At 52.1% G+C, this 12,258-nt stretch carries 9 protein-coding genes; 5 read left to right on the top strand and 4 right to left on the bottom strand.

The genetic code is table 11. From position 1 onward, the window contains the following. Positions 1-65 precede the first annotated feature (65 nt). Positions 66-1,019: a LysR family transcriptional regulator gene (locus ACNRUY_RS18600; RefSeq protein WP_488113153.1), complete on the top strand. Its 954-nt coding sequence runs from the start codon at positions 66-68 to the stop codon at positions 1,017-1,019. Positions 1,020-1,160: 141 nt separating this feature from the next. On the opposite strand, the gene ACNRUY_RS18595 is transcribed toward ACNRUY_RS18600, so the two are convergent. The 4 genes from ACNRUY_RS18595 to ACNRUY_RS18580 all read right to left on the bottom strand — a co-directional run bounded on the left by ACNRUY_RS18595 (position 1,161) and on the right by ACNRUY_RS18580 (position 4,527). Beyond that, positions 1,161-2,189 (bottom strand): zinc-binding alcohol dehydrogenase family protein, encoded by a 1,029-nt coding sequence (locus ACNRUY_RS18595; RefSeq protein WP_488113152.1) that lies wholly within the window; start codon positions 2,187-2,189, stop codon positions 1,161-1,163. 47 nt (positions 2,190-2,236) lie between these two features. Continuing rightward, positions 2,237-2,509, bottom strand: a complete 273-nt coding sequence (locus tag ACNRUY_RS18590) for a putative quinol monooxygenase (RefSeq protein ID WP_488113151.1) — start codon at positions 2,507-2,509, stop codon at positions 2,237-2,239. Between the two features lie 15 nt (positions 2,510-2,524). Beyond that, the gene (gene nfsB / locus ACNRUY_RS18585; RefSeq protein ID WP_488113150.1) at positions 2,525-3,178 is read right to left on the bottom strand and encodes an oxygen-insensitive NAD(P)H nitroreductase; all 654 of its coding nucleotides are present in this window, start codon (positions 3,176-3,178) and stop codon (positions 2,525-2,527) included. A 251-nt stretch (positions 3,179-3,429) separates the two neighbouring features. Further along, the gene (locus ACNRUY_RS18580; protein WP_488113149.1) at positions 3,430-4,527 is read right to left on the bottom strand and encodes an alkene reductase; all 1,098 of its coding nucleotides are present in this window, start codon (positions 4,525-4,527) and stop codon (positions 3,430-3,432) included. Positions 4,528-4,835: 308 nt separating this feature from the next. On the opposite strand from ACNRUY_RS18580, the gene ACNRUY_RS18575 reads away from it, so the two are divergent. From ACNRUY_RS18575 to ACNRUY_RS18560, 4 genes are all read left to right on the top strand, one after another. Next, entirely contained in the window at positions 4,836-5,669 is an 834-nt protein-coding gene (locus ACNRUY_RS18575; RefSeq protein ID WP_488113148.1) for a LysM peptidoglycan-binding domain-containing protein, read from the top strand. A gap of 71 nt (positions 5,670-5,740) precedes the next feature. After that, entirely contained in the window at positions 5,741-6,085 is a 345-nt protein-coding gene (locus tag ACNRUY_RS18570) for a hypothetical protein (protein ID WP_488113147.1), read from the top strand. Positions 6,086-6,143: 58 nt separating this feature from the next. Further along, positions 6,144-7,379 carry a hypothetical protein gene (locus ACNRUY_RS18565; RefSeq protein WP_488113146.1) on the top strand — a complete coding sequence of 412 codons (1,236 nt, stop codon included), beginning with the start codon at positions 6,144-6,146 and terminating at the stop codon, positions 7,377-7,379. 127 nt (positions 7,380-7,506) lie between these two features. Then, positions 7,507-12,102, top strand: coding sequence for a hypothetical protein (locus tag ACNRUY_RS18560; protein ID WP_488113145.1), 4,596 nt, complete (start codon positions 7,507-7,509; stop codon positions 12,100-12,102). Positions 12,103-12,258: the final 156 nt, after the last annotated feature.

Here is a 12,258-nt window from a genome sequence, read left to right as displayed (position 1 = left end):
CCAACGGCAGAATTTATATACTCAGCGATGCCGCTGCCTGTCCAACCCTGCAGTTAGAGTGAGCAATGAAACCTCTGAATGAACTGTCCCTGTTTGTGGAAACCGCCCGGCAGGGAAGCTTTTCCAAAGCCGCCAATCGCCTGGGCCTGACCCCAGCGGCCATCAGTGCCGCCATTAAACGCCTTGAAACCCAGGTGGGATTTCCTTTATTTGTCCGCTCTACACGGAGTCTGAGGCTGACCGGGGAAGGTGAAGTCTTTCTGGAAAAAGCCACCCAGGCACTGAACCTGATCCAGGAAGGCCTTGAGCAGATCACCAGTGCCCGGGGGGAACTGGTCGGCAAGTTGCATCTGGCTGCTCCATCGGATTTTGGGCGAAACCTGTTGCTGGGCTGGGTGGAAGAATTCACCACAGACCACCCGAACGTCACCATCAACATAGAGTTATCTGACAGTCTGGCAGACATGTATTCCAGCTCGGTGGATATCGCCATTCGGTATGGTGAGCCGCCAGAATCCAGCATGATCGCCATCCCTCTTTGCAGGAATAACATCCGGGTGCTGTGCTCAGGCCCGGGCTATCTGGCCAGTCACCAGGCGCCTGAAGCACCTGAAGACCTGGGTCAACACAACTGTCTGTTCTACAGGCTTTCAGATCGCCCCCATAATCACTGGGTGCTTACCCGAAATGGAGAAACAAAAGACAATTTGGATACTGTGGAGATTGTCGTCAGTGGCAATGCCTGCGCCAACGATGGAGACCTGATCCGCCGGATGGCAGTCAACAACAGAGGGATTGTGTATAAGTCTCTGATGGATGTCAGCCAGGACATCATTGAGAAAAAACTGCTTCGGCTCCTGCCCGACTGGGATGGGGAGCCAGCGCCGCTTTATATGGTCTGCGCCGACCGCCGGTTGCTCAGTCCAACCCTTCGGAAATTTCAGGAATTTCTCAAAAACAAGTGTGAGCAGCAACACACAAAGGCGCTGGCTGCTCTGGGCAGTCAAAGAGTTAACTGATCTCCACCAAACTCCCTCTGGAAGAGGGCTGGAGCTGATGTTGATCCATATCGACTACTCCAAAAACACCCTCTCCCTTTGGGAGAAGGCTGGGGTGAGGGTCAACACTAAAGAGCTCATTAGCCGACGAATGTTGTCAGATCACAGATAGTGAATGGCAATCTTGCCAATGGAAGAGCCACTTTCAATGCGACGATGAGCTTCCTTCAGGGATTCAGCACTGAAACCTTCAATGGTATCCGTCATGGTGGTTTTGATCCTCCCGGCATCAATCAGGTTGGCCAGCTGCCTGAGGATATCCTGCTGTTTTTGCATATCCTCTGTCTTATACAGTGAACGGGTAAACATCAGTTCCCAGACAAAACCTACCGACTTGCCCTGGAGCTTGCTCAGGTCAATGCCCCCATCAAACTCAACAATTGAACCGATGGTGCCCTGGGGTGCAATCAATTCAGCCATGGCATCCCAGTGCCCTAATGTGTCGGCCACATTGAAAATATAATCCACGGTTTCAAAACCCAGCGCCTTGACCGAATTCACCAGGTCCCGGTGATTGGCCACATGGTCTGCCCCCATCTCTTTAACCCACTGCTCGGTTTCCGGCCGGGAAGCCGTGGCAATAACGGTCAGATTGGTCATCTGTTTGGCAATCTGGGTAGTGATAGAACCCACTCCGCCTGCACCACCGATAATCAACAGCGTTTTCTTTTCGGCTGGGCTGACCTTAAGACGGTCAAAGATGGCCTCCCAACCCGTCAACCCGGTCAACGGCATAACCGCAGCTTCAGGGTCTGTCAGGCTGGCAGGGGCCAGAGCTGCGATCCGGTAATCCACGCATTGATACTGGGCATTGGAGCCCTGTCGGGTAACATCTCCGGCATAGAACACACGATCACCAGCACTGAAGCCCTCCACCTTACTGCCTACAGACTGAATAATACCAACAGCGTCGTATCCCATGACTCTTGGTGTTTCCAGTACTTTATCGGAAGCCGCACGTACACGAATTTTCGCATCCGCCGGATTGATTGAGGCGGCACTGACCTTCACCAGTAAATCATGGTCTCCCGGTTCAGGCATGGCCATATCAAACTCAAACAGGCTTTCAGGCTGGTCAACAGGCTGTGACCGGGTGAAACCAATAGCCTTCATGGTCGTCAGTTGAGACATGTTCTTCTCCATTAACATCGATTAGTCGTCGCAAAGCTGGATGTACATCAACCAATAAAGTTGAGTGGTCGCATTTTTACGAATTCCAGCAATGCCTGGCTGTTCTGTTGAAATTGCAGGAAATGTTCACTGCCCAGGTGCTGATCAAGACTCTTGCGGGAACACCATATTTCCTGCATGACAAACAGCCCGTTATCCTCTGAGTCCTGAAAGAGCTCATACTGACAGCACCCTGGCTCTTCCCGGGTAGGCTCCAGAAGCCCCCTCAGCAGGGTTTCCAGGGACTGCTCACAGCCCGGGGCCGCTTTCAATTCGGCCATTAAATGAATCATGGCTTAATACTCACTGATGATCCTGGACTCAGGCCAGCGTGACTTGGGCAAAGCCGCATTGAAGTCCTCTTCGCTGCGATACCCCAGAGGCACAACCACAAGACTGGTGTAACCTTGCTCACGAAGCTCGAATGTTTCATCCAGTACTTTGCTGTCAAACCCTTCAATGGGCACAGCATCAATACCCAGTGTAGAAACTCCCAGCAGTAAAGCGCCAAGGTTCAGGTAAACCTGCTTTTCCATCCAATGGCTGGCGTCTTTCAAGTCATAACGATGCTTGTTAACAAAATAAGAACGCCCATTGTGCTGACCCGTTCTGAACTCTTCTGAGGCAAACCGGCCATCCTGATCTTCAGCGTTCAGCAAATCGGCAAGATAGTGTTCATCAATACCGGTTTTGGCACAGAACACCAGAACATGGGAGGCATTCAGAATCTTTGATTCGTTAAAGGAATAAAACCCCTGGGTAGCCTCGGCAATTCTGGCTTTGCCTTCCTCGCTGCTGGCCAGAATAAAATGCCATGGCTGAACATTGGTACTGGAGGGGCTGAAACGAATCAACTCCCTGACGGCCTGTACCTGCTCCTCAGATAGTTTTTTCCCTGGATTGAAGACCTTTGTGGAATAACGGGATTTGGCCTTTTCAACAATATTCATCACTCCCCCTTTTACTTTAAGTTCATCAAAAATGCGCTGTGGGTATGGAAGACACAATAGCCACAATAGCGTTCGGGAAAAACAGGGGGAGCATTGAAAGGTTTTCAAAAAAAATTTGAAAATACATTGCCAGGCATAAAAAAGCCTGTTGATGTGGAGGCTTGGAGCAGCCATTCACCAACAGGCTCTTCATTTACAAGGTGTGAGTTACCACTGCTCTTATATAGGCTTCAGCAGCTTACAGGGCTGGGTTAAGCCGCATTATATCTGGGATAGTCAGTGTATCCCTGTTCCGTTCCACCAAACAGGGTGGCCGGATCAAGATCTGAAAGGGGCTGGTTATTCTGCAAACGTTCAACCAGATCCGGATTGCCCACAAAGGGTCGTCCAAAAGCGATCAGATCAGCATAGCCTTCCTCCAGAATCCAGTTGGCTCTCTCCAGGTCATACCGTCCTGCCACAATAATGGTATTACTGAACACTTCCCTCAGGTCTTTTCTAAATTGCAAAGGAATGGTGGGAGCATCCTCCCAGTCAGCTTCAGAGAGGTGCATGTAGCCAATATTCCGGCGCTGTAATTCTCTGGCGGCTTCCAGAATAGTGGGAACAATATCCGGGCAATTCATATCCTTGAAGGTCACAAAAGGCGCCAGGCGTACACCCACCTTATCGGCTCCAATTTCAGCAATCACTGCATCCACCACTTCCAACAGGAAGCGAATCCGGTTTTCCCGACTACCGCCGTATTGGTCCGTCCGGTGGTTGGAGTTTGTCCTGAGAAACTGGTCAACCAGGTAACCATTGCCACCATGAATTTCAACACCGTCGAACCCGGCTGCCACTGCCTTCCTGGCTGCGAAGGCAAAATCACCAACCACCCGCTGAATATCCTCTTCGGTCATGGCTCTGGGTTCAACACAGTCGATCATTTGCCCCTGCCCCTGCTCATCGGCAATCCAGACCTGAGTGTCCACCGGCTTTAATGCAGAGGGCGCCATGGGGGCACTGCCCTTCTGGAACACTGGGTGAGAAACACGCCCTACATGCCAGAGCTGGTTGAATATTCTGCTCCCTTTTTCATGCACCGCATCGGTCACTTTTTTCCAGCCCACCTGCTGAGCCTCTGTGTAAACCCCCGGTGTGAAGGAATACCCCTGGCTGTCATCGGAAATCTGGGTTGCTTCCGAAATAATCAATCCGGCACTGGCACGCTGGGCGTAGTAGTCGGCCATCATTGTATTTGGAATATTTCCGGGCTGGGAGGTCCTGGCCCGTGTCATGGGCGCCATTACCACCCGGTTACTCAGCTGCATGCCCTGTACCTGGGCTGACTCAAATAGCTTGCTCATAAACGCTCTTTAGAATATTTGATTCATCTTCTGAAACCAGGCCAACCCCAACTGCTGGTCTGGCAATTATTGATTCCGTGGGAAGATAATAAAGTGAAAATGTTCTTATTCCATTCAGGCAAGCCTGAAATCAATATTTGAAATAAATGAATAATGTCTACTCGTAGGCACATTTACACTCGTGGCTATGGATTTTCTCTCGCCAACCGTTTAAAAAAGACACTGGACGTATGGAGAGAGCCTTATTCAGCACCATAAGCTGAGGGCTGAAGTCCGGAAATAACCACAAAAACAAAAGGGAATTTGTCGTGAAATATACCGTTAAAGCGGGTGACAGTCTGTCTGGAATTGCCCGGCAGTTTTATGGTGACCCTTCAAAATACACCCTGATTGCAGAAGCGAATGCGATTGATGACATTAACCGTATCCAGGTTGGCAGCTCCCTGGATATTCCTGGTTTTGTTGAAAGCTCAAACAATGAAGCGTCTCTGCTTTCAGGCTCTGACGACGTCATAACTACAGGTATAACCGCCAGCCAGCTTCAAGCCATTATGCCAGCCATGCGTGATGCTGATGCCTCCAGGTTTTCGTCACCATTAACCAGTGGCATGTTGACCAGCGACATCAATACCCCTTTGCGACAAGCCCATTTTATCGCCCAACTGGCCCATGAAAGCGGCAGTTTTAAATGGCTTTCTGAAAATCTGAATTACAGCGCCAAAGCCCTGAGAGCGGTATTTGGCAAATATTTCACCACCAACGACAGTGCCCGAAGTTATGCCCGTCACCCCGAAGCCATTGCCAACCGGGTATACGCCAACCGAATGGGAAATGGCCCGGAAAACTCCGGTGATGGCTGGCGGTACCGGGGGCGTGGACTGATTCAACTGACGGGCAGGGATAATTACCAGAAACTGTCCGACAGCTGCAGTACTGATTACTTAGGAAGACCGGAACTGCTGGAGTCAGAGCCGGAAGACGCTGTCCGGGCAGCCTGCTGGTTCTGGGACTCCAGAAACCTGAACCAGTACGCGGACCAGGATGACCTCAGGGCCATCACCCGGCGAATCAACGGGGGCTACAACGGAATCGAAGAGCGACAGCAGTTCCTTGAGAGCGCCAAATCCGTTCTGGGTATTTGACAATACAGCACTCCTGGGCATCAGCGTGCTCGTCTCAGGAGTATAAAAAAGACAACAAGAAGGACTGAAACATGCCAAACGTGTTAAGCACTGCATTTTTAGTGGCCGTGCTGTCAGGCACTGCTGCCTATCTTATATACGCCGCCAAAGACTCCATCAAACAGCTTCCCATTTTCAAAATAAAACAGGCGTGGCAGTGCCTGCAGTCCTTCGAACAGCACTTGGTCAAAGCGGGTGTCATTCTCTTCCTTCCCATTCCCGTCATTAAAAACCATGTACTGGCCACCACCTACCTGATGGAATTTCTGGTTGAGTTTCTACCCGCCCTTGCCAGTGCCATGTTGATTACCGGGGTACTGGCTCTGATTCGTGAGCTGCACCTGGAATCCATGAAACCCTGTAGCAAAAAGGACTGACCACTCAGGCTGGCCCCCTGCCAGACCTGAACCCATCAAAGGGAACTGGAGACTCATAATGGCTTATTCCCACATCCGCTTTATTGCCTATAACACCCCCACCATCGCCATGAAGAAAACGGGGACTGTCGAATATGAGGTTCCGGCAGAAGGGCTGCTGGATCACAGCGCACTAGTGAAACTCTTTACCGGCTTTCCTGAAATGAAAGTCGCTGCCGGCCTGGTAGACACAGAAGCGGCGTCCAATCAGGGCAAGCCGGACACGCTGGTGAATTTAAAAGGCCAGCCGGAATCCCTGAAAATCATCAAAAGCGATGCCGATCTCCATGCCCGGCTCCAGCGACTGCTGGTAACCCTTGAGCTGGCAGTGACCACTTTGAAGTACCGCAAGGACATTAAGAAAGACGGTGTCCTGAACCTGTTTGTAGCACCGGAATTTTATTTTCGCCCTCCCGCAGAACCGCGGGCATACTCCGGTGCGGTCTATTCGGCTATTGGTGACGTATTGGGGCAGACCATCAGTGCCAGCCCGGCCCTGGAGCACTGGCTGGTCATCCCCGGAACCATTATGTGGTATCGGGATACCTGGTCCCTGTCTGGCGACAAGTGGCGTATAGATCAGAATACCGCCCTGGTGATTAACGGCGATGAGGGCTTTATGGGGGGCAGGCTGGTAGAGAAAATGCGCCCCTCCCGCATTGACGGAGTCCCCTCCCAGCGGCTTCCCAAAGAGAAGGATGTGAAAGAGCTGAATTTTGACGGTGACTGGATGGACCGTGCGGAATTCTACCGGCGCACCGCCATGTGGACCTCCATTAAAGACCACATCATTGAATTTGGCGGGCTGCGCATTGGTACGGAAATCTGTGCGGATCACAGTGTATTGAAGATGTACCCGGACCAGACAAAAGACATCCATGCCCAGTTACTCATTTCCTGTGGCATGCCCCTTCGACCCGCCAACATTGTCGCCAAACCCGGCGGCTTTGCCATGCGCTGCGATGGTCACTATGGTTCCGGCATACGCAAGGATCTGCGCCAGGTGCTTTATTATAAATCGGGCACAGAGGACAATGGTGCCAACCGCTGGGACTCCTCTTCCAGTGCCGAGGTCAACCCTTCCAATTTGACCATGACCAAGCTGAAAAGCATCAGTCCTTTTATTGAGCATTCCCTGCCCTTTACCAAAAAGCACCCCCTTTACTGGAAGGAACCGACCACATCGGATTCCAAATACTGGGATGACTACCAACAGGGCATCAGTTTTTTTGACCCTATGACGGTTAAATCGTAACCCGCGAATAAACAGCCATGAGCGGATAAACAGCCATAAGCGGAAAATGCCGCTCACCCGAAACCATGCAAATGGACACTGCAAAAAAAACAGTGGCATTTTCATAATAAAAAACTCAGGGGTTGTAATGGATTTTTCAGCACTTCAAAGCCTGTTCAGCATCAAAAACAAAACCATCAGTCGAAAAACTCTGACACTGAAAAGCACTGACTTTCCAGACTCTGTCAAAACCTTCTTTACCGCCGGTTTCGATAACCGGAGTTTGAATATAAGCCAGCTGAAACTGGTCAAAAATGATGGGAAAGAACGGCAAATCATTATCGAAGGCGCCTCATCCTTTCTGAATGTGCCCAATACAAAAACCACAATTCAATGCTGGATTGATAATAGCGGTCAGGTGCAGTTAGTCGCCTCTTTTGCTCTGCTGGGGGCCAACCCCGGCCCCAACGACTGGTGTTTCTCAAAAAGTTTTCCCGACCTGCCAAGGGTAGCGGACGACACTCAATATAGCCTGTTCGACCGGGAAACCGGAGAGAAATGGCAACCCACCCGGGTGCCTCTGGATGATTACGACTTCTTTAATGCCTCTTTCGTGGTGTCCAGTTCAACGGTCACAGACCCTGTCAGCCAGCGGTCACTGTTACCGGGGATTAATTTTATCGCCATGGTTCGCCCCACCGGGCCAGTAGCCATTGCCGCCAACGCATTTCAAGTCACCAGGGAACTCCCGGTCACCGGACAGATTCGCTTACCGGTTCAGGGAGAAACACCCAGCCAGCTGCGCACCCGGTTCATGGAAAACGGAGACAACTTCCTGTTTCCCTGGAGCGTAAAGAGTCAATTTGGCCCTGATTCAGGTGAGCGCGGCCTTCCGGGAATCCTGCTCAGCATTGAGACCAGCATAGGTGCCAGCCTCGGTCAAAAAGCCGTTGAAATAAACGCCGATGGACTGCAGGTATACACGCCCATCAGTGACAGCTGGGTGCTTAATGACACCAATCCCGCTTTCCGTCCGGTCCAGGGGTTCACTGGATCGGTCAACCTGCCCAAAGCCAATATCAGCACCCGGATCAGTCTGCCCTTTGAGCCGGGGATTCCCCAGTGGTTTGGTGTTGCGGAATGTGAAGGACTCTCCCTGGGTAATCTATCCGATATGTCTGGGATCAGTGGCTCCAAAGACGGGTTTCTAGGGCACCTGCCAAAAGAGTTGAAAAAACTGGGCAAGGCACTGGGAAAACTGGAGCTCTCCGGCTTCAGTGTTCTGGTGGACTACAGCAACCCTACGGCCATCCAGGTAGAGGAAATAACCGCCGTAATCGGCATGCCGGAATTGAACTGGCAAATCTGGCCCAATCGTTTTTCCCTGACAGGCATCACCTGCACCTTCATTGTCAGCGACCCATTTCCCACATCAGCCAGCTCCAGCAACCGCACCGTTGAAACCCGGATGACAGCACAGATGTTGCTGGGTAATACTCCCTGCCGGGTCACCGCCAGCTCCCGGGACGGCTTTACCCTTTATGCCCAGATGGACTCTGGCTATGCCATTCCCCTGGGGCAATTGCTGAAACAACAGGCGCCGGATATTCCCGTGCCCGCCAAAATGACCATCAGTACACTCCAGCTGGCCGTGAAGCCCGGAAAATCCTACTCCATGGCCATGGCTTTTGATGGCAAAGACGGGAACTTTCCCATTACCATTGGCCCGGCCACACTCCAGGTAGATGATGTCTCCCTATTCGTCGCCTACAACCAGGGGCAAGGTTTCAGTGGTTCAGTCAGTGGCAAGATGATGTACCGGGATAATGTCCTGAGGGTATCCTACGACACTCCCGGGGATATTCTTATTTACAGCTTTATCCCTGAAACCTCCCTGGGCGACATTCTGGAAACCTTCACCGATGGCGAACTCTCCCTGCCCAGGTCATTCGATCTGAAGCTGAAAAACAACGTCGTACAAATTCAAAAAGCAGGCAATGACGGTACCTTCATACTGGTCACCGAGGTGGAAGAGTTCGGGACGCTGGCCCTTCAGATAGGCAAACAAACCGGGCAGTGGGGCGCTGCCTTTGGGCTGGTGCTCAATGAGCCCAGGCTGTCCAGTCTGCCCGGACTCAAGGCGCTCAAGGTGATTGACGACAGACTGACGCTGTCTCAACTGACCCTGCTGGTCTCCAGTTTCGACAACCCCTCTTTCTCTTTCCCGGAGCTGTCAGCCTTTAACACCCCGGCCCTGAGCAGTTCTTCCATTCCGATGCCGGCCAGTGGCGGCGTTGTTAAAGGGTTTAATGCCCACGCCCTGTGGGAGCTGGATACCGGACGCAAAGACATGAAACTGCTGCGCCAGATACTGGGGCTGAACCCCAGTTTGCAGGTTACCGTCCAGATTGCTGAAAACCCGGCCGATGCCACCCGGGTATTCACTTCCATCAGCACCCAGCTGTTAGGTAAGCACCCATTGAGTGCCCAGTTTGGCTGTATGACAGAAAAAGGCAATGTATCCCTGTTCCTGGCTGGCCAGCTGACGGTAAAAATCCAGAAGCAGCCAGTCAATTTCAATATGGCCATGAGCCTGCTTCCTTCCGGAATCTATTTTGCCGGGTCGGCCACCGGCACCATCAACTTTGGTAACGTCAAGCTCAGTAACATGGGGCTGGCCATGGGCGTGAACTGGAGCGGCATTCCCAGCCTGGGCATTGCCGCACAGATCGACACCAGCAGCTTCAGCTCCTCCATTGCCGTTATTGTTGACTCCACAGATCCGTCCAAAAGCGTGCTGGCAGGCTCGGTCAGCCAGCTGAGCCTGGCGGATGTCACCAGAGAGTTTGCCAAAGTCACCCGCCTTCCCAAAGAGATCAACAATACCTTCCGCTCCATCAAGCTGCGGGCCGTCCGGACCTTTACCATTAATCCCAAAACCACAGCGGCCCTGGATGAAAAAGATCACGCCGCGGTGTCAGAAGCCTTTGGTGCTGAAGGTGTCTCCCTTTCTGCCAGCGAATCCATGCTGCTGATCGTGGTCAGAAAAAAAGGGCGTATCTGGAGCCTGACTGATATGGCGGAAGGCATGCGTCACTATACGGTCACTCTGAAGGGCAACACGCTTGAGGCGGCCATCACACCTCAGATCTACATTGCCCCCACCGGTGCCCGCATGGGTGAGCTGACCTTTACCCAGGGCTACTTTCTGTCCGGCTGCCTGCAGATTCTTGGCCAGCGCTGGTCCACCCAGGTGGAAATCAGTGACAGAAAGGGGATTGCGGCCACTTCTTATATGGATAAGCCCCTGCAAATAGCCAGTAAAGATTTCTTCCGGTTCAGTGATTACGACAATAAAAAAGGGCCTTTAATAAGCCTGTCGTCGTTTAATCAGCCAAAACATGAAATCCCTGCCCTGCGCAAACCCCATATGGCACTCAGCGGCCGCCTGCGCCTGATGGGCCAGGAATCGGCAGCCCTTGCCAATATCACCACCAAAGGGGTGGATATTATTGTAGAGTCCGATACCACCATTACCCTGAAAGAAAGCTTTCTTTCCGGTCGATACGACCTGGACTGGAAAATCGCCGGCTCACTGGGATCCCCCACCGATCTGTTTCTGAGCGGTGCCATCAACTTTGTGCTGACGGGGCGATTTGAGCTGGCCAAACTGCTCAACGTCAAAGCCGACCTGGGCAAGCTGAAAGTGAACACCCAAGTCAAGGCCGACACGGAAATGGGCTACCAGAACAACAAAGCCTACATTGAGCTGGATGGCCGATTCGCCTTCGCAGGCAACCGTTTTTCTTTCAACCTGGAAGCAGATGCCAGCAATGCCCAGATGGCCAAACTGGGAAAACAGGTGCTGAATGAAATCAAAACTGTGGTCACGGCACTGTACGATACCGCAGAAGAGTGGCTAGATGCTCTGGACAGCGGTGCCGTGGAACTGTCCAAAGCGGCTGGCGCTGTGGGAAAAGCGCTGAAAACCGGCTACAAACAAAGCGCCAGGGAGGCCAGCCAGTTACTGAAAAAAACCGGAAGAACCGCAGACCAGATTGGCAACGAATTGAAAAACGGATTTGCCACCGGCGCCCAGGAAGCCATCAAACTTCTGGGAGAAGTCGGGTTCAAAGCCAACGACATTGGCAGTGTAGCTAGAAAAACTTACAAACAGAGCGCTGCCCAGGCCACCAGATTGCTGAAAAATGCGGGCCACAGCGCCGATGACCTGACCCGCATGCTGAAAGGCGCATACGGCAGCTCCAACGCCACCGTGGCCAAAAACCTGAAAGCCGTTGGCCACAGTGCCCAGACCGTAGCCAAATCCCTGAAGGCTGTCAGCAAGGCAACCCCTGCCAGTATTGCCAGAGACCTGAAGTCTGCAGGCCTTCGGGCAGACGACATAGGAAAAGCCCTGAAAGGCATTGGCCAGAGCGATGAGGCGGTGGGAAAACTCCTTAAAGGGGCAGGGTTTGCCGTCAAGGATGTGTCCAAAGTTCTGAAAAACACCCTGAAGGTTGATTCGGAAAAAGCCGCCAAATACCTTCGAAAAGCCGGATTTGGATCAAAAGATATCGCCAAAATGCTGCGGGCCGGAGACCTTTGGGACAGAAGCCATAAAGGCGTAGCCAAGTGTCTGAAGAAAGCCGGATACGGAAAAGGCACCGTCAAAAGCGCCATGAAAGCCGCCGGTATCGCCAAAAAGAAAATTAACGATGCCCTGGGCTGGTTGAAGTGGTAATAACTTAGCGCAGCTATAAGGCTATAACATGTAGTAGTTCAGACCTGATCTGACAGTCACCGATTTTTCAGAGGGTGTCTGTCAGGTCAAATTCAGGCTACAAATTTTTCCTTCCAGATCTCTTTGCCATCTATCAGAGTTTCCATTGGCGTTCTT

Source organism: Endozoicomonas sp. Z74 (assembly GCF_057680865.1).
Note: the sequence above shows the minus strand (reverse complement) of the source record. Positions and strands in the feature narration are given on the sequence as shown.